This is a genomic window from Halococcus sp. AFM35, assembly GCF_051195015.1.
GTDB lineage: Archaea > Halobacteriota > Halobacteria > Halobacteriales > Halococcaceae > Halococcus.
Genome location: NZ_JBNTJU010000007.1, coordinates 131,513 through 154,506, shown reverse-complemented (window position 1 = coordinate 154,506; position 22,994 = coordinate 131,513). Strand labels below are relative to the sequence as shown.

Here is a 22,994-nt window from a genome sequence, read left to right as displayed (position 1 = left end):
CGGGAGTACGGCGCGGTCTACGCGGTCGCGCCGCTTTCGTACTATCTGGGGGCGACCGTCGAACCGGGTGAGCGACCGCTGCTGCGAACAGCCGCTTTCGAGTACGGACTGACGGGGGCCGATGGGTTCGAGGAGACGGTCGCCCGCACGCTCAAGCAGGTGTTCTTTCTCGACTGTCTCACTCGGACTGAAGGCTGGACGCCAGTCGAGCTGCACGAGCGGCGGGTGTTGGAGGGTGAGCTGGGATTGGATTTCGCGGCGCTGTACGAGCGGCCGTTGGCCGAGCAACTGGAAGCGTACCTGTCGATACCGTACGCGACGATAGCCGAGCAGGTCCCGACGTGGAAGCTCACGGCCCACGTCGCGGCCACGCCGGCGAGCGTCGAGAGCCTGCCGTTCGTCGTCGCCGACCTCGCCGTTGTTCGGTCTTCGCACACCCGTGAGGTCTCGGTGTCGAACGTTCGGGCGACCGCGCTCGACACGTTCTTGCGCGGCGATGACAGACGGAGTGCGGGTGTGCAGTCGGGAAGCGGGGGTGCGTACGTCCATCCACCCCGAGCCGATTCGCTGGAGCAGACGTGGATCGGGGCGGGAACGCCGTTGGGTGCGAGCAAGGCGTCGCTTTCGGCCTACCACAATCGCTTGGAGCGGACGCCGGCGGAGGGCGACATCGAGATTACGGTGGTCTGTAACGACAGGGCGATGGACGACGAGCGTGCCGTCGAGGAGATGTATGGCGAGCGGGCGGACCTGCCCTTTGACATCACTGTCGAGCGTGACCTCACCACGACGGCACTCGAAGGAGCGTTCTCGACGCGGACGGACTTCCTGCATTACATCGGCCACGTCGACAGTGCGGGATTCGCCTGCGCGGACGGTCGCCTCGATGCTCGGGAACTCGATGCGGTTGGCGTGGATGCGTTCCTGCTCAACGCCTGCCAGTCCTATCGGCAGGGGATGGCGCTGATCGAGGCCGGGGCCATCGGCGGTATCGTGACCCTCTCCGATATCTTGAACCGCGACGCCGTTCGGATGGGCCGGGCACTCGCGGGACTGCTCGACGCCGGGTTCCCGCTGCGCGCCGCCCTCGACACCGCTCGCGGCGAGAGCATCGTCGGTGGACAGTATCTCGTCGTGGGCGACGGCGGGTTTGCCATCGTCCACGCCGCGAGCGGCACGCCGACCCTCTACGAAATCGAGCGCACCGAGGAGGGGTTTCGGGTCGAGGAGTTCACGTACCCGACGCGCGAACACGGTCTCGGCAGTCTCCTCATCCCTTCGGCCGCGGGCGAAAGCGACTGTTATCTCGCTGCGGGTCACGTCCGGACGTTCACGCTCGCCGCCCACGAGCTATGGGCGTTTCTCGCACTCGAAGCGATGCCGGTGAAAATCGATGGACGGCTGTACTGGAGCGACCGGCTCGATGCCGATGCGTTTCAGGGACCGGGGTAAGTACAGGCACTGTCGGCGGTCACGGCCTCGGTCACGCCGAGACACGTCACCTCGAACTGGATACTCCTCGGTAGCGGTTTCGACTCGGCCGGCTTCTGTTGACTGTCGACCATGATGATTCGAGGGGCACCCGCAGCCGAGGTGAATGTATTGTAATCGTTCAAATACTAAATCGATGGCCAAAACATGCTCCGAGCGGGCGCTCCGTTGTGCAGCCTACCGGCGGCGCTCGCCCACTACCTCGCGGTTCGTCCCTCAGCCCATCCACGTTGCGCAAGCCGACCGTCCCGGACGATGAATCGATACGTTGCCCAATTCTTTCGATTTTATGCGTTTCAGGCGCTCTTGGCCAGTAAAATTAAATAGATGGGGTACCTCGGTTTAGCTACGATGGCTTTTTCGAACCGAATCGAAACGGACGTTGCCGAAATCTACCGCGCCGTGTTCGCGGACGCTGCCGACGAAGCGTTCGTCGTCGTTCCCTCGGCGGCGTCGGTCGAGCGGTTGGTCTCGGTGCTCGACGCCCTCGACAGCCCGCCGACGGTTCGGCTGCTCGCGTTCGACGACACGCTCAAGACCGTCCTCGACGACTTCCTCGTCGCCAGCACGGCCGCCGACCACGTCGCCGACGGCACGCTCTCGCTGCGGACGACCGAGGACGCCGGTACCGGTCCGTTGGTCATCACCGAGAGCGCGGTCGTCTCGCTCGTTACGGCCGGCCAGCGGGTGGCTGCGCTCGGAACGGACGACGAGGCGTTCGTGGCGAGCGCCACCGAACAGTACGACGGGCGCTGGGAAGAAAGCTCGGAATATAGCCTCAGAACGCCGCCGATCTCGCGGGTGCGCGAGACGATGGTCGAGGCATTCGACCCCGGCATGCGCGACGATTTCGACGCCGTGCTCGCCTCGCTCGAAACCGCTCGTGGCGACGGCGACGGTCTCGACGAGGTGACCATCAGCCTGCTCGTCGCGGCGAAAAACGAGGAACTGCTCTACGACATCTCGAAGTGGGGCGAGGACACCGGCGTCGCCAGCAAGGCCACCTTCTCGCGGACGAAAACCCGTCTGGAGGAGATGGGACTACTCGACACGACGAAGGTCCCCATCGACGTCGGTCGACCACGGCTCAGGCTCTTGCTCGGTGACGAACGCCTCCGGGAGGCCGACGCCAGCGAACTGGCCGCCGTCGCCAGCGGTCTCCTCTCGACGGACGCTTCCTGAGCCTCAGTTACTCCGCGAACGCTGCTTCGAGGTCGGCAGCGAGCACCGCGATGGCGTCGCGACTGCGGTCGATGGTGTCGACCAGATTCAGGAATCCGTGTATCATCCCCTCGAAGTGCTCGTGAGTGACTGCAACGCCGGCCGCGTCGAGGCGGTCGGCGTAGGCGAACCCCTCGTCGCGTAGCGGGTCGAACCCCGCGGTGATGACGGTCGCCGGCGGGAGAGTGGAGAGGTCGCGGGCCAAAAGCGGCGCGGCGTATTCGTTGCGCGCGTCGGTCGGGTGTTGGAGATAGCGTTCGTAGTACCATTCGGCGCTCTCCAGTTCGAGGAGATAGCCCTCGGCGTTCTCCTCGTAGGAATCGAACTGTTTCACTGTCGGTGAGTTGACCGACGGGTAGACGAGCGACTGGTGGCGGAGTTCGGGACCGTCGCGGTCGCGTGCGGCGAGCGTGACGGCGGCGGCGAGATTGCCGCCCGCACTGTCGCCACCGACGGCGATGCGCTCGGGGTCGCCACCCAGCTCGTCGGCGTACGCGGCAGCCCACTCGACGGCCGCATAGCAGTCCTCGACGGCCGCCGGGAAGGGGTGTTCGGGTGCGAGGCGGTAGTCGACCGAGACGACGAGACACTCGGCGGCGTTGGCGAGCGCGCGGCAGACCGGGTCGTGGGTGTCGAGACTGCCGACGACCCACCCACCGCCATGAAAGGTGACGAATACGCCGTACGGCTCGGTGCCCGTCTCGGGGGCGTACACACGAACGGGAAGCGGTCTGTCGGGACCCTCGATGGCGAAGTTCTCGATGTCGCCGACGGGTTCGGGGTCGGGCGTCGTGAACAGCCTGTCGAGGCGGTCGCGGGCGGTCGCGACCGACATGCCGTGGGTCGGTGGCGTGCGCTGTCGCTCGATGGTCTCAAGCAACTGCTGAACCTGCGGGTCCGGTTGGTCCATTCACCGAAGCGACGATGACCGACGACGTAACTCTGTCCATCGAATAACTCAGAAGTATGTAGAAAGGCTTTCGTATGCCCGTTGGGTATGGATAGCGATGAGTTCCGTGAGCGCGCTGGCCCAGCGACTCGCCGTGGTCGCCGGTTTCGAGAATCCCCAGGTGAGTCTGGAGCAGTACCGAACGCCGCCGGAGCTGGCGGCCAGACTGGTCCACGATGCCGACCTACAGGGCGACATCGACGGACGCTTCGTCATCGATTTGGGTACCGGAACCGGGATGCTCGCGCTTGCGGCCGCGCTCCGGGGTCCCACGGGCGTGGTGGGTATCGATATCGACCCCGATCCGCTCTCGACGGCCCGCGACAACGAGGGGCGGGTCGGCACAGTCGCCGACATCTCGTGGCTGCGCGCCGACGCGACCGATGCGCCGCTCGACACGGGTGAGAGGACGACCGTCGTGATGAACCCGCCCTTCGGCGCACAGGATAGAAATGAACACGCCGACCGCGCGTTTCTCGCCACGGCCGCCCGCCTCGGCGACGTCTCGTACTCGGTCCACAACGCCGGTAGTCGGGCGTTCGTCGAATCGTTCGCGGCCGACAACGAAGGAACGGTTACCCGGAAGTTTCGTGCCGAACTCGACCTCCCACCACAGTTCGAATTTCATGCTGAGGATTCCCACACCGTGGAGACCGAAATCTTCCGTATCGAGTGGGACTAGAGCCACGTCACGATTTGGCTGTAGAGACTTCTGGCCGTCAAAAACGTGAACACGAACATCAGCACGGTCACGACGGCGAAGACGGCGTTCAGCCACCGCGGATGGTCGAAGAACTTCCGGTTGGCGAAGAAGAGCGCGAGCGCGAATATCGGCAGCCCGATGAGACCGTTCACGGCGGGCATCACGATGCCGAGCCGAACCGGCGTGATGTCGGTGAACTCCAACAGGAGGACCGCGAAGCCGACCGCCATGACGATGAGCACCTCGACGGTGCGCCGGAAGGCCCGGTCGCCGAAGACGGTCGTCCGATTCCACGCCTGCGGAATGAGGAAGCCGGCCCCGAACAGCGTCCCAGTCGCGGAGGAGAACGTCGCCAGCAACACCGCGAGGATGAACACCGGCAGCGCCCAGTTGCCGAAGATGGCCTGCAATGGTTGGCCGGGACTGGTGAGCGTCGGCGTGCCCGGCTCCATCGTCAGCGCCGAGACGATGATGACGGCCGCGCTGAGCAGCACGATGAAGAAGATGCCGACGAAGTTGTCCTTCCGATAGGGAGCCATCTCGGTCCAGTTCTTCGAGGGCTGAATGCTCGACTGGATGATGAAGTTCGGGTAGTACACTGTGGTCCCGAACAGCGCGATGAGGCTGGTCAGGAAGCCGATTTTGGTCCGTAGCACCGGGACGAAGCCCGCTGCGACCCGCTGGAGCGGGAGGTCGAGTCCGAGCGTGAGGACGATGTAGATGGCGAAGACAGTCAGAATGATCGCCGCGATGGCGGCCTCGACGCGGTCGTAGACGCGGAGTTCGACCAGCGCGATGCCGATGCCGCCAGCGAGGATGGCCCCGATATAGACGTTGTTGAGCGGCGTCAGATAGGCCAACGCAGCGCCGGCGACCGCGTAGTTCGAAATCGCCCAGAACTGCATGATGAACGCGATGAACAGCGCCATCACCTTGGTCGGTCCCGAACCGATTGCGTCCCGGATGTAGTCCACGACGGGTTCGTCGATGGTGGCGAGGCGGCCGGACATCTCGTGCATCGCCAAGTCAACGACGAGCGCGACCGGCAACGCCCACAAGAGGGTGAACCCCCAGTTCGCCCCGGTGTTGGCGAGGATGTACACCGACCCGGCCCCGAACACGTTCGCCGAGAACAGGAGACCGAGACCGTACGACTCCACGAATCGTTTCGGTCCCTTTACCGGAAGCCACGAGGGGACGTATCTATCGACCGAACTCATCGTCGGACCTCCTTCACTCGTATCATCCGTAATCGACCTTGAACTCGTTTGGAGTACACGCCACCCCATCGGTTGGTTCGACTGCCTGCAGGTGACGGGTGTTTTAAATTCACCAGTTCGAAACAGGGTCGGTCGCCGGTGCGTTTTCCGATGGAAGTCGAGAGGATTTATGTGGAGAAACGCTCACTCGTCGGGCTGGAGCGCAAGATACATCGGTCGCCGGTGGGACGAAGCAACGAAGAATGACCCCGAAGACGGCGATTTACATCCGTGTCGCGCCGGGCACGGAATCGACGCGCGAACAGCGCGAGGCGGCACTCGAATACGCCGCCGACGTGTTGGGCATCGACCCAGCTGACGGTCTCGTCCTCACCGATTCCGGAACGTACACGCGCACCGACGACTCTTCGGGCCATCAACGGCTGTTCGACCTCGCGGCCGACGGCGCAATCGAGCGCGTCATCATGTGCGACGCCGCGCGGATCGCGACGAACATGCGTGACCTGAACGACCGGGTTACGCAGTTGGTCGAGTCTGGCGTCGCCGTCCACATCATCGAACCCGGCATCCGCATCGGCGAACCCGGCGAGGATGCCGGACCGGACGACCGGACGCTGTTGCGTGTGCTCGGCATCGCCGCGGAGTTGGAGACCGCGGTGAACAGCGAGCGAACCCGGGAGGGAATCGCCGCCGCCAAAGCCGAAGGCAAACACGTCGGCCGGCCGCCGTTCGGCTTCGACGCCGACGGCGAGGGTGGGCTGATTCCGAACGAGGACTTCGAGACCGCGCTGGCGGTGATCGAGGAGATCGAGGCGGGCGAGAGCAAGCGCTCGACCGCCCGCCGAGCCGGTGTCACCCGCTCGACGGTCGGGAACATCATCGACCAGAAGGAGCAGTATCTCGACTACGCGGCCGGAGAGGAGTGACCCCCTCCGGCTACTGCCCGTCCGCTCGAAGGCTCTCCTGCCCGGGACTGCGGCGGTTCGTCGTGTCGTAGTCGATGGTCGGCCGCTGTAGCGACCAATCGTTCGGACTCACCGATAGCGTTCGCGTTTGGCTATCGGGACGCGTGTCCCGCCGACCGCGGCGAACAGTTTTCGACCCTCGCGGCTGAAGGTGAGGTTCGCAGCGCGCGTGGTGCCGTTTCCGGGAAGCGGTGCGCGCCCGAGCGTCTCGTTGCCCCGCGAGACGACCAGACCGAATCCCCTTTGTCGGGGCACGAGCGAGACGTTCTTGCCCCGAACCGTCGCGTCGGCGGTCGCGCGCTCGGAACGATAGGCGAGTCGGCTTCGATTGTCCCAGTTGAAACGAACCTTGTAGGCACGCTCGCCCCCCGTCCGCCAGCCGGTGCGCGAGACCCCGATTCGCTCCTCCCAGCTGAGACCGCCGAGGCGGACGGACGCTTGTCCCGTGAAGGCGAGTCGTGACGCCCGGACGGCGGTCGTCCAGAGGTGCCGGCGTTCGCTCGCCACGATGACGCCGCTGGCGTTCACCGTCGTACTCTCGCCGAACGCCGACACGTCGACCACCGACACCTGCCGGTTGGTGACGTTCTCGGCGTATCGCACGGTGTAATCGCCCACGGTGATGGGGGCGGGCGTCGTGGTCTCCGGTGTGGCGGCCGCCCGTGCGGTCGAGGAGTCGACGGTGGCGAGGTTCACCGGGATGGCCGGTGCAGCGAGCGCCGCGAGCGCGAGCAGAACGACGACGGCCGCCCCAGCCCGGCGCTCGCTCCCGCCGACGAACGGTCGGGTTGACGGGAACCGGTCGGGGGCGGTGACGCTTGCGGTGACCACCAGGGCAAGCCCGAAGACGAGCACCACGCCGAGCGCCCGGTAGAGCACGAACCTCCCGTTGCCGCGAAACCAGTAGACCGCCCACAGCGACTGCGAGATGGCGAACAACACCGTACCAACCCAGAGTCGGCCAGCAGACGGTCCCCGGCCACGGCGGCGAACGAGCACGACCCCGACGAGCACACCGACGAGCAGGCCGATGGCGTGGGCCTGGATGGCGATGCCGGCCCACCACGGCGTCCCGAACGACGGCTCGGCGCTGGCCTGGACGACCGGGTTCCGAACGGCGGCGTACACCTGTCGGACGGCACCACTGGCCGAGAGCGCGACCACCGTCGCGAGCGGATAGTGCACGAGCGCGACGCCAGCGAAGGCGAACAGCACGCCCGAAAAGCCGATGACCGGACCAATCGCGAACAGGGCGATGAACAGTCCGACGAGGAAGGCGGCCGCCGGCACCGCGAGCACGCGCGCGAGCGGCGTTCCCAGAAGCGGTGAGTCGCGCTCGCTCGGGTAGTGTCCCCACGCATACTCGGCCAGCGGCGCGAGCGCGACCGTGCCGACGAGGTTGCCCACCAGATGACCCGGACCGACGTGGGCGAACGACGAGAGGACGATGCCGAGCGGGTAGAGATACGACCACGCACGAAAGGGCAGCGCCAGCGGACCGTTCCAGTGCCAGAACCCGCCCTGTGCGAACAGATAGACCGCGAGCACGCCGGCCACCGTGAGCAGCGTGCCCCACGGCACGCCGACGAGAAGGCGCGCCCGCAACGCCGCCTCCCATTCACGACTGTCGAGTCGCCATGCGACGAGCGCCGAGAGAACGATTGCGAGGGCGACCCCGACGCGGGCGAGCGCCGGCCACGGCGAGACCATGTTCGGTGGTGGAGGTGCGTGGGTTTCACTCTGTCGCGGGCAGTCGTCAGGTTGAAGCGCGCGAGAACGAAGAGGAAACATGGACCTACGCGTCATCGAGAGCGGCGACGAGGAACTGTCGATAGAGGTAACGGACGAGGACCACACGTTCATGAACGTACTCAAGGGCGCGCTGCTCGAAACCGAGGGCGTCGCGGCGGCTACCTACGACATGAATCCCGAGCAGTCGGGCGGCCAGACCGAGCCAGTGCTCACTATTCGTACTGAGGGTGCCGACCCGCTCGATGCGCTCGAAAGCGGCGCGAGGCGCGTGAGCGACATGACGGCGGCGTTCCGCACGGCCTTCGAGAGCGCTGCCTGAACCGCAGGAAAAAGCGTCGGTCAGTTCGCGGGCTGTCTGAACAGGGCAATGGCATCACGGGCGAGCACGTAGCCCGCGATGAGCAACACGCCACCCAGGACCGCCATCCAGAGACCGATCATCCCCTCACCCGCGCCGAGCGTCTCGATACCGTTGAGTTCGACGAGCGCGCCGGCGACGGCCGCGAACGCCGCTCCAACGGCGCGCACGGCGGCCGACCCGAACTCCCCCGCCAGCTCGAAAACTGTCTCGTCCATTCGCGTTGGCTCACCAGTGGGTGGACAAAGCGCTTGTGCTTCGACGCTGAAACGCAATCTTTGAGGGAATTCGCGCGAAGCGGTGGGTATGGCCCGCTACGGCGACCTCGATTACGGCTGGCTCACCAAACACGGCTTCGGTCTCGGCGTCGCGCTGTTCGCCCTCGGCGCGCTCGGCGCGATTGCCGGTCCTGCGCTGTTCGGCCCCCTGCCCGGCTGGGGGAAAACCCTGCTCGCCGACAGCGAAATCGCCGGCATCATCATCGCCTTCCTCTCGGTCGTCCTCTTCGGTATCGTCCTGCCACTCACCGAGTGAGCACCCACGATATCAGAGCCTGACTGGGATGTCCCGCTCGTCGAGGTATTCCGTTGGCACCTTTTTGCGCCCCGGCTCACTCCGTTTACCGGGTCACAAAAACCTGCACCAAAAAACTGCCTGCCGCATGTGAGATACCGCTCAGAGCCGGACTGGGATGTCCTGTCCGTCGAGATATTCCTTGATCTCTCGAATCGAATATTCGCCGAAGTGGAAGATCGAGGCCGCGAGCGCCGCGTCCGCGCCCGCATCGGTGAACACCTCTTCCATGTCGGCGGGACCGCCACAACCCGACGAAGCGATGACCGGCGTCGAGACGGTCTCACAGACCGCCCGCGTCAGCGGGATATCGTAGCCCTCCTTGGTGCCGTCGGCGTCGATGGAGTTGACGAACAGCTCGCCCGCTCCCCGGGATTCGGCCTCGCGTACCCACTCGACGGCGTCTATTCCCGTACCCTCGCGTCCACCCTTCACCGTGCACTCGAACCAGCATGACTCGCCGTCAGTAGTGATAAAGTGTTCGCCGGCCTCGTCGTACCGGCGGCGTGCATCGACCGAGATGACGATACACTGACTGCCGAAGCTCTCGGCACCCTCGGTGATGAGTGCTGGCCGACTGAGCGCGCCCGTGTTGATGGAGACCTTGTCCGCGCCCGCCCGGAGGGTCTCCTTGATGTCCGCACGGGTGCGGATGCCGCCGCCCACAGTCAGAGGAATGAACACCTCGTCGGCCACACGTGAAACGACGTCGAGCATCGTTTCTCGACCATCCGCGCTCGCGGTGATGTCGAGGAAGACGAACTCGTCGGCTCCGGCCTCGTTGTACTGGCGGGCCATCTCGACGGGGTCGCCCGAATAGGTCAGGTTCTCGAAGTTCACCCCGGTGTAGACCGCCGGCTCGCCCTCGTCGTCGAGGTCGACATCGATACAGGGGATAACGCGCTTCGTCAACGCCATTCACCGAGGGTACGGCACTCCGAGCAAAAAGCGGTCCGGTCGCATCCGACAGGGAGGCTTTAGTAGCCTGCGGTCGTCGCGCCCGATATGAGCGACGACGAGAACGCGCCGACCGAGCCACGCGAGTCCGAATCCGGACAGGAGCAGGCGACCGACACCGAAGACGAGACGATGGTCGAGGGCGACCACGAGGCCCGCGAGAGCCACCCCGACGCGACGGGCGAGGGAACGCATGGAAGCGTCGAGCCGGTCGCCACCCGCGAGACGGCCCCGATGAGCGACTTCTCGGGCCGGGAGGTCGGTATCGGGGCGGTCGTGGCGCTCGTCGGTCTCGCGGTCACGTTCGCCATCCCGCTCGCGCTCACGCTCGGCTGAATCGAATCAGGTGAGTGATTCCAGGAATCGGCAGTATCGGCCTACTTCTGTCCCATAGCGGCCGGATTTCGTCACCGTCTTTCCCGGCGAGCGAGTACCGAAGGTGATGACAGCAGACCTCTTTGCGCCGCTCGAACTGCGCGAGACCACGGTCCCGAACCGGGTGATGGTCTCGCCGATGTGTCAGTATTCCTGCGAGGACAGGGATGGACTGGCGACCGACTGGCATCTCGTCCACCTCGGCAGCCGGGCGTCCGGCGGGGCCGGTGTCGTGATGACCGAGGCGACCGCGGTCGAGGCGCGCGGGCGCATCTCGCCGGAGGACTTGGGCATCTGGAGCGACGCACATGGGGAGGCACTCGCACCAATCGCCGAGTTCATCGCCTCGCAGGGGTCGGTCCCGGCAATTCAACTCGCCCATGCCGGTCGAAAGGCATCGAAATCCCGTCCGTGGGAGGGCAGCGAGCCGCTTCAGCCCGACGAGGGTGGCTGGGAGACGATTGCCCCGAGCGCCGAGCCGTGGCCCTACGAGGACGGTGAGACGGCGACCGCGGAGATGGACCAAGACGACATCGAAGGCGTCATCGACTCGTTCCGTGCGGCCGCCGAGCGCGCCCACGAGGCGGGCTTCGAAATCGCCGAGGTCCACGCGGCCCACGGCTACCTCCTCCACGAGTTCCTCTCGCCGGTGACGAACCACCGCAATGACGATTACGGCGGTGACTTCGCCGGCCGGAGCAGACTGGTTCGTGAGGTCACGAGCGCAGTCCGGGAAGTTTGGCCCGACGACAAACCCGTCTTCGTCCGGATTTCGGCGACCGACTGGCTCCCCGACCGCGAGTCGTGGACCGTCGAGGATTCGGTCGAACTCACGGACGCCCTCGCCGAAGCCGGGGCAGACCTCATCGACGTGAGCGCGGGCGGCAACAGTCCCGACCCACAGATACCACACACTGGGCCGGGCTATCAGGTCCCGCTCGCCGAGCGAATCACCAACGAATGCGAGTCGGCGATTGCGGTCGGTGCAGTCGGCGGCATCTCCTCACCCGTGCAGGCCGACGAACTCGTCCGCAACGGTCGGGCCGACATGACGATTCTCGCACGCGAGCATCTCCGCGACCCGTATTTCTCGCTGCATGCCGCCCGCGACCTCGACCGGTCCGAGGCGGTCGAACCACCCACTCAGTACCAGCGCGGGTTCTAGGGTCTCGACTGCCGCGGCCGAAAGAGGCTACTGTCGGCCAGCCCTCGGTCGGAGCGATGGCAACCACGAATCAGAGCGATACGTTCGACATCGGCGGCGAGGATACGGTGCACCGACTGGGCTACGGCGCGATGCGGCTCACCGGCGAGGAAATCATCGGTCCACCGGACGACGAGGAGGAAGCGAGGGAGGTCCTCCAGCGGGCGAGCGAACTCGGTGTTGACTTCATCGATACGGCCGACTCCTACGGGCCAGCCGTGTCGGAACGGCTCATCGGCGAGGCACTCGCGCCCTACGACGACCAGTTCATCGCCACCAAGGGTGGACTCTGGCGCGACGACCGCGACGGCTCGTGGCCGAAATGCGGCCAGCCGGGCTACATCCGCAATTCGATTCTCGGCAGCCTCGACCGGCTTCAGACCGACACCATCGACCTCTATCAGTACCACCGCCCGGACCCCGACGTGGACTATGCCGAAGCGGTCGGGACGTTCGCCGACCTCAAGGACGAGGGGAAGGTCAACCACGTCGGCGTCTCGAACGTCTCGGTCGAGCAGTTGGAGACCGCCCGCGATGTCGTGGAGATCGCCACCGTTCAAAACCAGTACAACGCCGGCGACCGCGAATCCGAGGAAGTGATCGAATACTGTGAAGACCACGACATCGGCTTCATCCCGTGGGCACCGCTCGGCTCGGGCGACCTCGACGGACTCGACGAGGTCGCCGACAACCACGACGCCACCGAGTATCAGGTCGGGCTTGCGTGGCTGCTCCAGCACTCGCCCGTGATGCTCCCGATACCGGGCACTTCGAGCGTCGAACACGTTGAGGAGAACATCGCCGCCTCGGACATCGAACTCACCGACGACGAGATCGAGACCATCGAGAACTGAACCGGGCGAACGAGCGATTACGCTCGATTTTCTGGACCAACCATTTTCGGTAGCGGTGGCGCGCGATGAATCCGGCCTTTGGCCGGAGAACGCGCGAGGGATGAGTGAGCGACCGCAGGGAGCGAGCGAATCGGCTGGGGAGGGTGTGGCCCGCGGTTCTCATTTGCATCAGAAATCGTCCGAAGAAGCTACTCGGCTGGATAGAACTTGGTGAGCTACCAGTCGGTTCCGATGAGTGAACTTCACGAATTGCGCTGTTCGTGCCACTCTCGCCGCAGCAGTCCGTACTGGACCATATCGCGGTGCTTGCCGTCGACGAACATGTACTTGCGGCGGCGACCCTCCCTCGTGAAACCGAGCGATTCGAGCAGCCCGCGCGAAGCATCGTTCGAGGCGAACGCACCCGCGCCGATGGCGGGCGTCTCGTAGCTTCGGAAGACGAACTCGACGACGAGCGCGACCGCTTCGGTGCCGTAGCCTTCGCCGTGGACCTCTGACACGAGCCAGTAGCCGAGTTCGGGACGCTTCCAATCGGCGTCCTCGACGGAGACGACGCCAACCCGTCGCACCGCGCCCTCGTCGGGCTGACCGGGACCCGCGTCGTCATCGAGACAGACGAGAAATCGGTCCGTCGCCTCACTGTCCCTGTCCTCTATCTGTTCACGGCTTCTGAGTGGGGAGCCGAGCGGGTAGCGAATCCCCGGGTTGGCCGACGCGCGCTGGATGAACGGGACGTCCTCTTCCTCGACCGTTCGCAGCGTGACGCGCTCGCCGCGCTCGATGCGTGCACCGGGCATGGGTACACGACCGGGATGGCCACTATATGCGTTCCGGCTCGAATCGACTGGGCTTTCACGCACTTACCACGTGCCGTGGAAAGTGTCGAAGGAAAGACTGTCGAGCGGCTCGTTGCCGACGGCGATCTCGTACTCGCCCGGCGTGAGCATCGGCTTGTGGAACTGCGGGCCGTCGTCGGTCGTGATGCGCGGACAACCGGTGTTCACGAAGGCGTCCATGTCGAAGTTTCGCAACCTGTCGGGCGTGACCTCGTCCATCGTGATGAGGTAGGCGTCGTCGTTGTCTTCGACGATTGCCTCCGCTTGGTCGTAGCGGCCCTGCCCGATCTTCGTACAGAAGATGACGCCCCATTTTTGTGCACTCATCGCCCGATGTACGGCCCCGTAGCGCTGTTTCAGGAACTTCTCGGTGTCGGCAATCGAAACTGTGTTGTTCACGGGGTCGGCGATGACCACTCGTTTATCGGGGTGTTCCATCGCCAGCCCGAGCGGGTGGAACTTCCCGCCGCCGACGTAGAGCACTTGGTCGGCGTCGATGTCCGCCGAGGCGTAGTTACAGCCCAAGACTTGCCCCTCGTGGGTGAGTCGGTCGTCGCCGCGGCGGGTATGCACGTCGAAGCCCCGCGATTCGAGCCACTCGCGCATGCCCTCGAACTTGTTCATGTGCTGGGCGGTCGTCACGAGTCCCACATCCGGGTTCTCTTCGGGGTCTGTGAGTTCGGTCAGAGAATCTTCGAGAATCGGTTCGACATCGACGTTCGAGAAGAGGGGGACGTAGATGATTTTCTCCGATTCCTTCATCGGCGAGTGGCCGAAGTGAACGAAGACATCTGTGCGGCGCATCATGTAGGTGTCGAGGTCACAGGCTCCGTAGCAGGGCTGGCCCGACAGGAGTACCCGAACATCGTCGGGCAGGCGTTCGCGCAGGTCGTCTGTCACCGCGGGACCGCGGCGTTTCAGCCCCTCGGGGAACTGTAGGCCGACTTTCTTCGCGTCGCGTTCCTCGACCGCTTCGACGATTCTTTCGAGTTCGTAGTCCCACTCGCGGTCGTGTTTGAGTGACATTCCCGTCGCCGTAAGGTCCCCATCTTTCGATTCCGACGTATGGCTCATTGGCCGGTTTTACGCACCCTGACGTTTAGTCTCGGCGTTTTACCGGGCGACGAGACGACCACAGGGTAGGATACGGCTTTGCCGCGGTCGCGCTCTATGTGAGCGAACGTCGCCGTTCTCGCCCACAACTGCTGTCGTTCCGTCTACACCCGTAGGTCCGTTCATTCCTTGCCAACGACGCGATGGACGAGCGCGGCTTCGGCTTTCCGGAGGTGCTCGGCCGCCGTGCCGGGCGCACAGCCCAGGTGCTCGGCCACGCCGGCGACCGTCGCTTCGCGCGGCGTCTCGTAGTAGCCGCGGTTGAGCGCCACTGTCACCGCCTCAGATTGGCGTTCGCTCAGCGTGCTTGCGGCATCCATCCGTCCAGCATCGTACTGACCAATGCGCCGAATTTCGGCATCGACGCCGGCCGGGGTCTCCTCGAACGCTCGCTGGAGCGATGCAGCCGTTCCGACAACAGTGAGACCGATGGTGTGGTCGCTGCGATACTCAATTGGCGGCATCACGACGAGGCTCCCATGAGTAAAGGCGTCGGTCAACTGTCGCGCGCCGGCGTCGAGTCGCTCGCGCACGTAGACGTAGAACGCCTCGCCATCCGCCGGCAGTATCTCGTACTCCAGAACCGTCTCCACACCGTCGAGAGCCTCCGCGTAGGGACCGGGCGGTCCCTCAACGTGGAATATCATCGTGTTCGTCTCGCCGACGGCGGGGTTCCATTGGAGGAGCCGATAGGAGCCGTACGCCTCATGATTGGCGACGAACTCGTGCATCGGGTGGATGATGGCCGAATCCTGCCCGAGTCGCAGTCGCAGATACTTCATGAGGGGTACTGCCAACAAGGGTACTTAAATCACCCTCAACAGTGAGGCAGAACGTACTCGGTGGTAGCGGTAACATTCCCACCCACCGGCCAGCGACACGCCGGCAGTCCACATCATGAGTTCGCAGCCAGCCGCCGAAGAACTTGTTCAGAATGCCGACGAACCGCTCGCGGAACTGCTCGCACCCCACACCGTCGCCCGTGACGACCACTACAACGCGCCGGGCTTCGTCATCCGGCCCGACGAGGTGCAGGACGTGCTGTTCACGCTGCGCGACGAGGCGGGCTTCGACTACTGCTCGTGTGTCACTGCCGAGGAGTACGAGGACCGCTTCGAGAGCACCTATCATCTGAAGAAGTACGCCGACCCGACCGACGAGGTGAGTGTCATCGTGCCCACTTCACGGGACGACCCAGTAAGCGAGAGCGCCGAGCCGGTCTATCGGACCGCCGACTGGCACGAGCGCGAGGCCTACGACCTCGTGGGTATCGAGTACGACGACCATCCCGACCTCCGGCGGATTCTCCTGCCCGAGACGTGGCAGGGCCATCCGATGGGGCTGAATTACAATCAGGAGAAGCCCCAGATCGTCACGCTCGAATCCCATGCCAACCCGCTCGAAGACGACCATGCTGGCTCCGATACGATGTTTCTGAACATCGGGCCGCATCACCCCGCGACCCACGGCGTGCTCCACATCGAGGCGGTGCTCGACGGCGAGCAGGTCGTCGATGTCGAGCCGGACCCCGGCTATCTCCATCGCTGCGAGGAACAGCTATGCCAGCAGGGAAAATATCGCCACGAGATAATGCCCTATCCCGACCGCTGGGACTACCTCGGCGGGCAGATACTGAACGAGTGGGCCTACGCTCAGACCGCCGAGGACCTCGCCGGTATCGACGTACCGGAGTACGCTCGACTCGTCCGAACGATGAGCGCCGAACTCTCGCGGATTCTCGCCCACATGCTCGCGGTCGGCACGTTCGCCCTCGACATCATCGGCGAGTTCACGGTGGTCTTCATGTACGCCATCCGCGACCGCGAAATCGTTCAGGACATCCTCGAAGACCTCACCGGCCAACGACTGATGTTCAACTACCTCCGCCTCGGTGGCGTGGCGTGGGACCTGCCCGAACCGCGCGAGGAGTTCTTCGAGAAGATTCGACGGTTTCTCGACGACCTACCGCACAAACTCGACGAGTACCACGACCTGCTCACCTCGAACGAGATATTTCAGATGCGCTGTGTCGATACCGGTGTTCTGGATGCCGACACCGCGAAACAGTACGGGTGCACGGGACCCGTCGCACGCGCGTCGGGAATCGATTACGACCTCCGGCGCGACGACCCATACGGCTACTACGAAGACCTTGACTGGAATGTCGTGACAGCCGAGGAGGGCGACAACTACGCGCGCGTGCTCTGTCGGCTCCAGGAGGTCGAGCAGTCGGCACGCATCATCGAGCAGTGCGTGGACCTCTTGGAGGACTGGCCCGAGGACGACCGCGAAATCCAATCGAACGTTCCCCGCACCCTCAGACCCGAGGACGATGCCGAGATCTACCGCGCGGTCGAGGGTGCGAAGGGCGAACTCGGCATCTACATCCGCAGCGACGGCACCGACAAGCCGGCACGCTTCAAGATTCGCAGCCCGTGCTTTTCGAACCTCCACGCACTGGGCGAGATGGCCGTCGGCGAGTACGTGCCGGACCTCATCGCCTCCTTGGCGAGCCTCGACATCGTCCTCGGTGAGGTCGACCGCTGACGAGTCGGTGGCGACACTCGGGAGGTTGAAACCCCTCGCCCGTCTACCCCCTCCATGCCCGCCGACCTCCCGCTCGAACACGTTCATGTGGAACCGGATACCCCGACCGACGGGCCAGCGCCCGCGGTGTTCGTCCTCCACGGTCGTGGTGCGGATGAGGAAGACTTGCTGCCGGTTGCCCAGCGCCTCCCCGGCGAACTCCACGTCATCAGCCTGCGCGCGCCCGACCGACTGATGGGTGGGTACACGTGGTACGAGATCGAAATGCCCGACGGCGACCTCCATCGCAGCCAGCCCAACATGGAGGAATTTCGCCGGAGTCTCGACCTCGTGAGCGAGAGCATCGCCGCCGCCATCGAGCGCTACGACCTCGCACCCGACGAAATCGGCTTGCTTGGGTTCAGTCAGGGGGCCATCACGAGCCTCTCGCTGCTTTGTGAACAACCCGAGCGGTTCGCGTGGGTCGTCTGCCTACATGGGTATCTCGCCGAATCGCACGAAGACAGCACGCCCGAGGATATCGAAGACACGCCGGTGTTCGTCGGCTCGGGCACAGCAGACCGGATAATCCCTTCCGAACGGGCCGAGGCGGCCGCCGACCGCCTTCGTGAGATGGGCTGTGCGGTCGAGTCCCATCAGTACGACAGCGCCCACGGCATCGGCCCGGACGAACTCGCCGATGTAGTGAACTGGGTCGAAACCCGAATGGCCTGACCGCCACGTTGAAGACGTTCACGACCCAACCCCTGATGATGAGCACCGAATCGGAAGCCGACGCCGGCGTCGAAGCCACGACACGGGACGAACCCGGAACCATCGCGGGCGACCTCGGCGCGGCCATCGCCGACACGCCCGAATACGAACGGTTCGTCGAGGCGAAAGCCACAGTCGAGCAGAGTCCCGAAGCCCAGAGGAAAGTGCAGGAGTTCGAGCGCCTCCGTGACCAGTTCGTCCAAGCCCGTCAGACGGGCGAGGCCACACAGGACGACCTCGAAACGCTCCAGAGTGCCCAACAGGACCTCCACAACGTGCCCGAGATGGCGGAGTTCCTCGAAGCACAGGAGGCACTCGATGCACGCCTCGAGCGAGTGAATCAGGAGATCGCTGCCGACCTCGCCATCGACTTCGGCGACCGCATCGGGAGCTGCTGCAACGACTAGGTCTCTCACGGAAGCACTCTCCCGACGGTATATGTCCGTCCAGCGTCTGCTTTCGGTATGGTCGCCGTCCGCTACACCTGCCCGCGCTGCGATGCACTCGTCACGCTCGACCGCACAGTCGAAATCGCCGACAAGTCGGTGACGTCCTTCGCCCTCGATGGCTGGGAGTACGCCGCCCCGCACGAGGACTTCGAGAGCGCAGACGGGGTCGAAATCGTCTGTGGTGCGGCCGAAACCGACGGCGAGGGCTGCGGTGAACTGTTTTGTCTGAACTTCGTGAAATTCGAGCAGGGTCGTGCGGTCGAGGCACGCACGACGCCGGCCGAGGTTTCGTTCGATTTCCTTCGTTAGCCCTTGATGTTACAGACCGGGAAAGTCCGTGCGACGGTGTCGCCGATGCCCAATTCCTCCGAAACTCGCACCACCTCGTCGACGTCCTTGTAGACGCCGGGGGCTTCCTCGGCGACCGTCGCGCCGCTCTGAGCTTTGACATACACCTTCTGCCCACGAAGCTCGTCCTGGACGTCCTCGCCCCAGAACTCGTCTTTGGCCTGCGTGCGGCTCATTGTCCGGCCAGCGCCGTGAGCCGTCGAGCCGAACGTGGTGTCCATCGAGGCCTCGCCGCCACGCAGGACGTACGAGCCAGCGCCCATGCTTCCGGGGATGATGACCGGTTGGCCCACGTCCCGATAGGCGCTCGGGACCTCCGGCCGTCCTGCCGGAAACGCCCGCGTCGCGCCCTTGCGGTGGACGTAGAGTTCGCGGTCGTCGTCATCGACCTCGTGGGTCTCCTTCTTGGCGATGTTGTGGGCCACGTCGTAGAGCAGGTTCATCTCCATGTCCTGCCACGAGCGGTCGAACACCCGCTCGAACACCTCTCTGGTCCGGTGCATGATGAGCTGGCGGTTGACCCATGCGTAGTTGATGGCCGCACACATCGCGGCGTAGTATTCGTCGGCGAGCTGGCTCCCCGCCGGAGCGGCCGCGAGTTCCTTGTCGGGGAGTCGGTCGAGGAGTCCCGAATGGGCCTGTTCGACCTCGCGGGTGTACTCCGTACAGACCTGATGGCCGAGTCCGCGCGAGCCACAGTGGATGAGCACCACGATTTGGTCCTCCGAGAGTCCGTAGGAATCGGCGACGCCCTCACGAAAGACGTCGGTCACGCGCTGGACTTCGAGGAAGTGATTGCCTGATCCCAAACTGCCGATCTGGTTTTTGCCCCTGTCTTTGGCCTTCTGCGAGACCACAGCGGGGTCTGCGTCCGGCCGACGGCCCTCGTCCTCGCAGTGGGCAAGGTCGTCCTCGACGGCGTGCCCCTCATCGAGCGCCCACTCAACGCCTCGTTCGAGGATTTCCTCCACGGTTTCGACGCCCGACTCGACCACGCCACCGCCGCCGAGACCCGATGGAATGTTGGCAAAGAGCGACTCGACCAGCGCCTCTTCGTGGCCCTGAACGTTTTTGTAGGTGAGGTTCGTCGTCATCATTCGCACGCCACAGTTGATGTCGAAGCCGACGGCTCCGGGCGAGATGCAACCGTCCTCGGCGTCGATGCCGGCGACGCCGCCCACCGGGAAGCCGTAGCCTTGGTGGCCGTCGGGCATGCAGATGGCGTACTTCTCCACTCCCGGAAGGTGTGTCGAATTTTTCAACTGCTGGAGGGTCTTGTCGTCGGAAATCTCGTCGAGCAGCGCCTCGCTGGCGAGCACCCGCGCCGGTGCGTTCATCTTGCCTTCCTGTGGAATCTCCCAGACGTACTCGTCCACTCGTTCGAGCGTGATGCCGTCGGCGTCGTAGGTGTCCATATCCCGCCCTACTCCGGCATTGCCGGAATAGGTTTCGTCTCGGCGGGTCAGACGTCGAAGACGACGTACGCCCGCCAGCCCCCCTCACACTCTTCGATGCGCATCTCGGAGTACGTCACGGCCTTCACTTCCCGTGCATCGACCACTGAGAACGGAACGCCGCGTGCGCTCGCATCGAGATGCCATTCGTCCCCGTCCTGCCGGACGCTCGCCCGGTTCTCGACGGGGAGCACGCCGCGCACGTCGCGCTGGTAGATGCAGTCGGCGAGGTACTCATAGAGGAGTGCCTCGCAGTTTTCAGCCTGAACCGCGAACTCGAAGCGCTCGCCATCGTCGGGAATCGCCTCGCACATCGCCGCCGCCAGCCCGTCGGCGACCGCGCCGAACGTATCGTCGAGGGTCGTTCCTGTGGCGGCGACGGCCACGTCGGCGGTGTGTGCGCGGAGTTCGAAGCTCACGACTCGCCCCGTTCCGTCCCGTCGGTTTCGTCGGTGTGTTTGGTCGGCCCGCCGACGAGTCCCTCCTCGACGGTCGTCCGTTCGGCGTCGTACTGCCCGAGCGCCGCCAGTTCGTCGGCCGAGAGGCTCGTCGTGTCCTCCGTATCGCCGATGGCGACGCCGCTCGTGACGATTGCGCTGACGGCCTGCTCAACAGTCAAATCGACATCGTAGACGCGCGCTGCGGGGACGTGAACGAGGAATCCGCCCATCACAGGGTTCGGCGCGAGCGGCATGAACAAGGTCCTGAGGTCGTCGTGGCTCGCCGCCTCGTCGATGCTCGCCGGCGGTTTTGCGGTCACGAACGCGAAGGAGTAGGTCCCCTCGTTCGGGAATTCGATGAGTTTCACGTCCTGAAAACTGCTGGTGTCGCTTTCGAGCAGCACGTCGCTCATCCGTCTGAAACTGGTGTACACCGAGCCGACGCCCGGAATCGCCTCCATCGCGGTGTGGAACCACTCGGCGAACTTCCGGTCGGAGGAGGTCGTGTGGGCGACGAACCCGACGACGAGCACGATGGCCACGAGCGCGAACACGGCCCCGAATTCGATGAACACGGAGCCGAACGCCGGGCCGAGTCCGACCGCGCGGGCGAGACCGACGACCGGCCCGATGAATCCGAGCGCGCGCGCGGCGGCGACGACCGGCGTGAGGACGTTGCTGAGGAAGTTCAACACGAACGCGAGCACCATCACGGTGATGAGAAACGGAACCGTGAGCGCCGCGCCCGTGACGAGCCACTCGCGCACCCGGTACAGCGCCCCCGACGACTCTCGTGGTCCCGACGCCGAAGCCATACCGCTGTCAGCGGTGGCCGCGTCGAAAGCGTTGTGCCTTCCCCTGCGGGCGGTGGAGTTATAGTTCCCTGTGCGCTACAGCCGGTGGTGAGTATCGATATCACGAATCGCGTCGTCGGGCCGGGCAGCGACGAGCACCTCGACGCCGCGTGGGAGCTGAAAGAGCGCATCCGCCGCGAGGAGGGTGTACTCAAACAGCGCCGCGGCTTCTTCGCCGACGCCTACCGCCGCGCGACCGTCCATCTCGTCTTCGCCGGCGAGGAGGACCTCATCGGCTTTGCCGCCGTCCGCCGCGACGGCTACGTGCTCTTTCTGGCCGTCGATATGGCCCACCGCGGCGAGGGCTTCGGCGAGCGCCTCATCGCCACCGTCGCCGACGAGAACAGTTCCGTGAGCTGTCACGCCCGCGCGAGCAATCAGGACGCCGTCGGTTTCTACGAACACATCGGCTTCGAGGTCCAACGGCACATCGACCACTACTACGAGGACGGCGGCGCGGCCTACTACCTCAAACTCGGCGACGGCGGTCTCACCGACCGCATCTCGTCGTTTCTGCGGGGCTGACCCTACTCGACCTGTACCGTCTCCTCAAGCACCATCTGCGTGTTTTCGTCCGTTTCGGTGAAGTTTTCGAGGTCCGCAAGCGCCCATCGGCCGGCTTCCGAGTCGAAGGCCGTCTCGATGTCTTCCGGACTATCGAAGTAGAGTTCGGCGATGCCGTCGTAGGCGCTTTCGTCGGGGTCGAGTGCGACCGCAGTGGTGTACTTTTCGAGGTTCGGAATCTCGCCCGCCCGTGGGGCGTGTTCGTCGTGCCAGTGTGCTTCGAACGCCTCGATGCTCATGCCGTCCTTGCAGACCAGCCCGACGACCAGTTTAATCATGTGTTGGTCTGTGTCCGCATCCGGCTTAACTGTTTAGCACGTTCCCGCCATCCATCTCAGTCGCTGGCGTGGGCCTGCTCGAACGGTCTGGGAGGAAGTCGCAACTCGTCGAGACCCGGAAGGTGTTTGATATTGTAGATGACCTTCATCTCGTCGGTGACCGGAACGCCGTTGCAGGAGAGGCGAATCCCGTGGGCCTTCATCTCCGGCGGGAGGATGGTGTCGGCGGGCATCTCCAACTCGCCCTCGACGACCGCGACCGCACAATTCGCGCACGCGCCGCCACGGCAGGCATAGGGCCACGCGAAGCCACGATTTTCGGCGGCTTCGAGCAGCGACTCGCCCGGCTCGACGACGAACTTGCCGTGATTCACGGGGTCGAGGTCCGCATCGCCCGCCTTCCCGAAGAGGTCGCTGTCGCCGACGTTCCAGCCGTGGTCGTCGAGCACCGCGTAGTTCAGGTATTCGACGTGTGCGCCGTCCGGTCCGCCCTCGGGCTCGCTCTCGTCTTCGACCGCTTCAGGTTCGGACGGCGCTTCGAGTTCGCGGCCGGCCTTGGCCGCCTCGTAGGCCTCCCGGACGCGCTGGAACTCCGCGGCCGACCCGCCGTGGTCTGGGTGGGCCTCGATGACGCGCTCGCGGTAGGCTTGCCGGAGTTCGGCTGCGCTCGCGTCGGGGTCGACCTCCAAAACCTCGAACGGGGACGCCACATCGCACATACCACATCCCGACTGAA

At 64.8% G+C, this 22,994-nt stretch carries 27 protein-coding genes; 14 read left to right on the top strand and 13 right to left on the bottom strand.

Annotation, left to right across the window (positions count from 1 at the left end; all coding sequences use genetic code 11):
- Both ACQUQO_RS08055 and tbsP read left to right on the top strand, forming a co-directional pair.
- Positions 1-1,452: hypothetical protein (locus ACQUQO_RS08055; RefSeq protein WP_435077465.1), on the top strand; the 1,452-nt coding region annotated here is incomplete at its 5' end.
- 390 nt (positions 1,453-1,842) lie between these two features.
- Positions 1,843-2,673 carry a transcriptional regulator TbsP gene (tbsP, locus tag ACQUQO_RS08050; protein ID WP_435077464.1) on the top strand — a complete coding sequence of 277 codons (831 nt, stop codon included), beginning with the start codon at positions 1,843-1,845 and terminating at the stop codon, positions 2,671-2,673.
- A 7-nt stretch (positions 2,674-2,680) separates the two neighbouring features.
- On the opposite strand, the gene ACQUQO_RS08045 is transcribed toward tbsP, so the two are convergent.
- Complete coding sequence (locus tag ACQUQO_RS08045; RefSeq protein WP_435077463.1) at positions 2,681-3,622, bottom strand: alpha/beta hydrolase; 942 nt, start codon at positions 3,620-3,622, stop codon at positions 2,681-2,683.
- Positions 3,623-3,719: 97 nt separating this feature from the next.
- Between ACQUQO_RS08045 and ACQUQO_RS08040 the strand changes: the two genes are divergently transcribed.
- A complete protein-coding gene (locus ACQUQO_RS08040; protein ID WP_435077462.1) occupies positions 3,720-4,343 on the top strand; it encodes an METTL5 family protein in 624 nt (207 codons plus the stop codon).
- Here ACQUQO_RS08040 and ACQUQO_RS08035 read toward each other — a convergent pair.
- On the bottom strand, positions 4,340-5,584 hold the full coding sequence (locus tag ACQUQO_RS08035) for an NRAMP family divalent metal transporter (RefSeq protein WP_435077461.1): 1,245 nt from the start codon (positions 5,582-5,584) through the stop codon (positions 4,340-4,342). The genes ACQUQO_RS08040 and ACQUQO_RS08035 overlap by 4 nt on opposite strands.
- A gap of 242 nt (positions 5,585-5,826) precedes the next feature.
- Between ACQUQO_RS08035 and ACQUQO_RS08030 the strand changes: the two genes are divergently transcribed.
- Entirely contained in the window at positions 5,827-6,510 is a 684-nt protein-coding gene (locus ACQUQO_RS08030; RefSeq protein ID WP_435077460.1) for a recombinase family protein, read from the top strand.
- Between the two features lie 108 nt (positions 6,511-6,618).
- On the opposite strand, the gene ACQUQO_RS08025 is transcribed toward ACQUQO_RS08030, so the two are convergent.
- Positions 6,619-8,259, bottom strand: a complete 1,641-nt coding sequence (locus tag ACQUQO_RS08025) for a rhomboid family intramembrane serine protease (RefSeq protein WP_435077459.1) — start codon at positions 8,257-8,259, stop codon at positions 6,619-6,621.
- A gap of 79 nt (positions 8,260-8,338) precedes the next feature.
- On the opposite strand from ACQUQO_RS08025, the gene ACQUQO_RS08020 reads away from it, so the two are divergent.
- Entirely contained in the window at positions 8,339-8,620 is a 282-nt protein-coding gene (locus ACQUQO_RS08020) for a DNA-directed RNA polymerase subunit L (RefSeq protein WP_435077458.1), read from the top strand.
- Between the two features lie 20 nt (positions 8,621-8,640).
- Here the strand turns inward: ACQUQO_RS08020 and ACQUQO_RS08015 are convergent, their stop codons facing one another.
- Positions 8,641-8,877: a hypothetical protein gene (locus ACQUQO_RS08015; protein ID WP_435077457.1), complete on the bottom strand. Its 237-nt coding sequence runs from the start codon at positions 8,875-8,877 to the stop codon at positions 8,641-8,643.
- A gap of 88 nt (positions 8,878-8,965) precedes the next feature.
- Between ACQUQO_RS08015 and ACQUQO_RS08010 the strand changes: the two genes are divergently transcribed.
- Positions 8,966-9,193 carry a hypothetical protein gene (locus ACQUQO_RS08010; protein ID WP_435077456.1) on the top strand — a complete coding sequence of 76 codons (228 nt, stop codon included), beginning with the start codon at positions 8,966-8,968 and terminating at the stop codon, positions 9,191-9,193.
- A 141-nt stretch (positions 9,194-9,334) separates the two neighbouring features.
- Here the strand turns inward: ACQUQO_RS08010 and hisF are convergent, their stop codons facing one another.
- The gene (hisF, locus tag ACQUQO_RS08005; RefSeq protein ID WP_435077455.1) at positions 9,335-10,150 is read right to left on the bottom strand and encodes an imidazole glycerol phosphate synthase subunit HisF; all 816 of its coding nucleotides are present in this window, start codon (positions 10,148-10,150) and stop codon (positions 9,335-9,337) included.
- An 87-nt stretch (positions 10,151-10,237) separates the two neighbouring features.
- Here hisF and ACQUQO_RS08000 point away from each other — a divergent pair, with 87 nt between their 5' ends.
- The 3 genes from ACQUQO_RS08000 (at position 10,238) to ACQUQO_RS07990 (ending at position 12,622) form a co-directional block, all read left to right on the top strand.
- The gene (locus tag ACQUQO_RS08000) at positions 10,238-10,525 is read left to right on the top strand and encodes a DUF7550 family protein (RefSeq protein WP_435077454.1); all 288 of its coding nucleotides are present in this window, start codon (positions 10,238-10,240) and stop codon (positions 10,523-10,525) included.
- 106 nt (positions 10,526-10,631) lie between these two features.
- Positions 10,632-11,729 (top strand): NADH:flavin oxidoreductase/NADH oxidase, encoded by a 1,098-nt coding sequence (locus tag ACQUQO_RS07995; protein ID WP_435077453.1) that lies wholly within the window; start codon positions 10,632-10,634, stop codon positions 11,727-11,729.
- Positions 11,730-11,785: 56 nt separating this feature from the next.
- Positions 11,786-12,622: an aldo/keto reductase gene (locus tag ACQUQO_RS07990; RefSeq protein ID WP_435077451.1), complete on the top strand. Its 837-nt coding sequence runs from the start codon at positions 11,786-11,788 to the stop codon at positions 12,620-12,622.
- 242 nt (positions 12,623-12,864) lie between these two features.
- Here ACQUQO_RS07990 and ACQUQO_RS07985 read toward each other — a convergent pair whose 3' ends face one another.
- The 3 genes from ACQUQO_RS07985 to ACQUQO_RS07975 all read right to left on the bottom strand — a co-directional run bounded on the left by ACQUQO_RS07985 (position 12,865) and on the right by ACQUQO_RS07975 (position 15,353).
- Positions 12,865-13,419 carry a GNAT family N-acetyltransferase gene (locus tag ACQUQO_RS07985; protein ID WP_435077450.1) on the bottom strand — a complete coding sequence of 185 codons (555 nt, stop codon included), beginning with the start codon at positions 13,417-13,419 and terminating at the stop codon, positions 12,865-12,867.
- A gap of 63 nt (positions 13,420-13,482) precedes the next feature.
- Complete coding sequence (gene dph2, locus ACQUQO_RS07980) at positions 13,483-14,532, bottom strand: diphthamide biosynthesis enzyme Dph2 (RefSeq protein ID WP_435077449.1); 1,050 nt, start codon at positions 14,530-14,532, stop codon at positions 13,483-13,485.
- Between the two features lie 161 nt (positions 14,533-14,693).
- Positions 14,694-15,353: a helix-turn-helix domain-containing protein gene (locus ACQUQO_RS07975; protein WP_435077448.1), complete on the bottom strand. Its 660-nt coding sequence runs from the start codon at positions 15,351-15,353 to the stop codon at positions 14,694-14,696.
- Positions 15,354-15,468: 115 nt separating this feature from the next.
- Between ACQUQO_RS07975 and ACQUQO_RS07970 the strand changes: the two genes are divergently transcribed.
- Genes ACQUQO_RS07970 through ACQUQO_RS07955 form a run of 4 tightly spaced genes read left to right on the top strand, consistent with a single transcriptional unit; the run spans position 15,469 to position 18,629 of the window.
- Positions 15,469-17,118 (top strand): NADH-quinone oxidoreductase subunit D, encoded by a 1,650-nt coding sequence (locus ACQUQO_RS07970; protein WP_435077447.1) that lies wholly within the window; start codon positions 15,469-15,471, stop codon positions 17,116-17,118.
- A 54-nt stretch (positions 17,119-17,172) separates the two neighbouring features.
- Positions 17,173-17,832 carry an alpha/beta hydrolase gene (locus tag ACQUQO_RS07965; protein ID WP_435077446.1) on the top strand — a complete coding sequence of 220 codons (660 nt, stop codon included), beginning with the start codon at positions 17,173-17,175 and terminating at the stop codon, positions 17,830-17,832.
- A 38-nt stretch (positions 17,833-17,870) separates the two neighbouring features.
- Positions 17,871-18,278 (top strand): YlbF family regulator, encoded by a 408-nt coding sequence (locus tag ACQUQO_RS07960; protein WP_435077445.1) that lies wholly within the window; start codon positions 17,871-17,873, stop codon positions 18,276-18,278.
- 57 nt (positions 18,279-18,335) lie between these two features.
- Positions 18,336-18,629: a hypothetical protein gene (locus ACQUQO_RS07955; protein WP_435077444.1), complete on the top strand. Its 294-nt coding sequence runs from the start codon at positions 18,336-18,338 to the stop codon at positions 18,627-18,629.
- Here the strand turns inward: ACQUQO_RS07955 and ACQUQO_RS07950 are convergent.
- The 3 genes from ACQUQO_RS07950 to ACQUQO_RS07940 are packed head-to-tail and all read right to left on the bottom strand — an operon-like array spanning position 18,626 to position 21,377.
- Positions 18,626-20,083, bottom strand: coding sequence for an RtcB family protein (locus tag ACQUQO_RS07950; RefSeq protein ID WP_435077443.1), 1,458 nt, complete (start codon positions 20,081-20,083; stop codon positions 18,626-18,628). The genes ACQUQO_RS07955 and ACQUQO_RS07950 overlap by 4 nt on opposite strands.
- A 47-nt stretch (positions 20,084-20,130) precedes the next feature.
- Positions 20,131-20,541 (bottom strand): archease, encoded by a 411-nt coding sequence (locus tag ACQUQO_RS07945; protein ID WP_435077442.1) that lies wholly within the window; start codon positions 20,539-20,541, stop codon positions 20,131-20,133.
- On the bottom strand, positions 20,538-21,377 hold the full coding sequence (locus tag ACQUQO_RS07940; RefSeq protein WP_435077441.1) for a DUF502 domain-containing protein: 840 nt from the start codon (positions 21,375-21,377) through the stop codon (positions 20,538-20,540). The genes ACQUQO_RS07945 and ACQUQO_RS07940 overlap by 4 nt, the downstream gene beginning before the upstream one ends.
- An 87-nt stretch (positions 21,378-21,464) precedes the next feature.
- On the opposite strand from ACQUQO_RS07940, the gene ACQUQO_RS07935 reads away from it, so the two are divergent.
- Positions 21,465-21,941, top strand: coding sequence for a GNAT family N-acetyltransferase (locus tag ACQUQO_RS07935; protein ID WP_435077440.1), 477 nt, complete (start codon positions 21,465-21,467; stop codon positions 21,939-21,941).
- 2 nt (positions 21,942-21,943) lie between these two features.
- On the opposite strand, the gene ACQUQO_RS07930 is transcribed toward ACQUQO_RS07935, so the two are convergent.
- Both ACQUQO_RS07930 and fer read right to left on the bottom strand, forming a co-directional pair.
- Positions 21,944-22,258, bottom strand: a complete 315-nt coding sequence (locus tag ACQUQO_RS07930) for an EthD family reductase (protein ID WP_435077439.1) — start codon at positions 22,256-22,258, stop codon at positions 21,944-21,946.
- 56 nt (positions 22,259-22,314) lie between these two features.
- On the bottom strand, positions 22,315-22,968 hold the full coding sequence (gene fer, locus ACQUQO_RS07925) for a ferredoxin Fer (RefSeq protein ID WP_435077438.1): 654 nt from the start codon (positions 22,966-22,968) through the stop codon (positions 22,315-22,317).
- Between the last annotated feature and the right edge of the window lie 26 nt (positions 22,969-22,994).

Bases quoted from the DNA above. Each gene is read 5' to 3' on its own strand.
- tbsP (WP_435077464.1), top strand. From the start codon at position 1,843: ATGGCTTTTTCGAACCGAATCGAAACGGACGTTGCCGAAATCTACCGC.
- ACQUQO_RS08025 (WP_435077459.1), bottom strand. From the start codon at position 8,259: ATGGTCTCGCCGTGGCCGGCGCTCGCCCGCGTCGGGGTCGCCCTCGCA.
- hisF (WP_435077455.1), bottom strand. From the start codon at position 10,150: ATGGCGTTGACGAAGCGCGTTATCCCCTGTATCGATGTCGACCTCGAC.
- ACQUQO_RS07995 (WP_435077453.1), top strand. From the start codon at position 10,632: ATGACAGCAGACCTCTTTGCGCCGCTCGAACTGCGCGAGACCACGGTC.
- ACQUQO_RS08010 (WP_435077456.1), top strand. From the start codon at position 8,966: ATGGCCCGCTACGGCGACCTCGATTACGGCTGGCTCACCAAACACGGC.
- ACQUQO_RS08000 (WP_435077454.1), top strand. From the start codon at position 10,238: ATGAGCGACGACGAGAACGCGCCGACCGAGCCACGCGAGTCCGAATCC.
- dph2 (WP_435077449.1), bottom strand. From the start codon at position 14,532: ATGAGCCATACGTCGGAATCGAAAGATGGGGACCTTACGGCGACGGGA.
- ACQUQO_RS08040 (WP_435077462.1), top strand. From the start codon at position 3,720: ATGAGTTCCGTGAGCGCGCTGGCCCAGCGACTCGCCGTGGTCGCCGGT.
- ACQUQO_RS07965 (WP_435077446.1), top strand. From the start codon at position 17,173: ATGCCCGCCGACCTCCCGCTCGAACACGTTCATGTGGAACCGGATACC.
- ACQUQO_RS07985 (WP_435077450.1), bottom strand. From the start codon at position 13,419: ATGCCCGGTGCACGCATCGAGCGCGGCGAGCGCGTCACGCTGCGAACG.
- ACQUQO_RS08045 (WP_435077463.1), bottom strand. From the start codon at position 3,622: ATGGACCAACCGGACCCGCAGGTTCAGCAGTTGCTTGAGACCATCGAG.
- ACQUQO_RS07990 (WP_435077451.1), top strand. From the start codon at position 11,786: ATGGCAACCACGAATCAGAGCGATACGTTCGACATCGGCGGCGAGGAT.
- ACQUQO_RS08035 (WP_435077461.1), bottom strand. From the start codon at position 5,584: ATGAGTTCGGTCGATAGATACGTCCCCTCGTGGCTTCCGGTAAAGGGA.
- ACQUQO_RS07970 (WP_435077447.1), top strand. From the start codon at position 15,469: ATGAGTTCGCAGCCAGCCGCCGAAGAACTTGTTCAGAATGCCGACGAA.
- ACQUQO_RS07950 (WP_435077443.1), bottom strand. From the start codon at position 20,083: ATGGACACCTACGACGCCGACGGCATCACGCTCGAACGAGTGGACGAG.
- ACQUQO_RS08020 (WP_435077458.1), top strand. From the start codon at position 8,339: ATGGACCTACGCGTCATCGAGAGCGGCGACGAGGAACTGTCGATAGAG.
- ACQUQO_RS08030 (WP_435077460.1), top strand. From the start codon at position 5,827: ATGACCCCGAAGACGGCGATTTACATCCGTGTCGCGCCGGGCACGGAA.
- ACQUQO_RS07975 (WP_435077448.1), bottom strand. From the start codon at position 15,353: ATGAAGTATCTGCGACTGCGACTCGGGCAGGATTCGGCCATCATCCAC.
- ACQUQO_RS07940 (WP_435077441.1), bottom strand. From the start codon at position 21,377: ATGGCTTCGGCGTCGGGACCACGAGAGTCGTCGGGGGCGCTGTACCGG.
- ACQUQO_RS07960 (WP_435077445.1), top strand. From the start codon at position 17,871: ATGAGCACCGAATCGGAAGCCGACGCCGGCGTCGAAGCCACGACACGG.
- ACQUQO_RS08015 (WP_435077457.1), bottom strand. From the start codon at position 8,877: ATGGACGAGACAGTTTTCGAGCTGGCGGGGGAGTTCGGGTCGGCCGCC.
- ACQUQO_RS07955 (WP_435077444.1), top strand. From the start codon at position 18,336: ATGGTCGCCGTCCGCTACACCTGCCCGCGCTGCGATGCACTCGTCACG.
- ACQUQO_RS07930 (WP_435077439.1), bottom strand. From the start codon at position 22,258: ATGATTAAACTGGTCGTCGGGCTGGTCTGCAAGGACGGCATGAGCATC.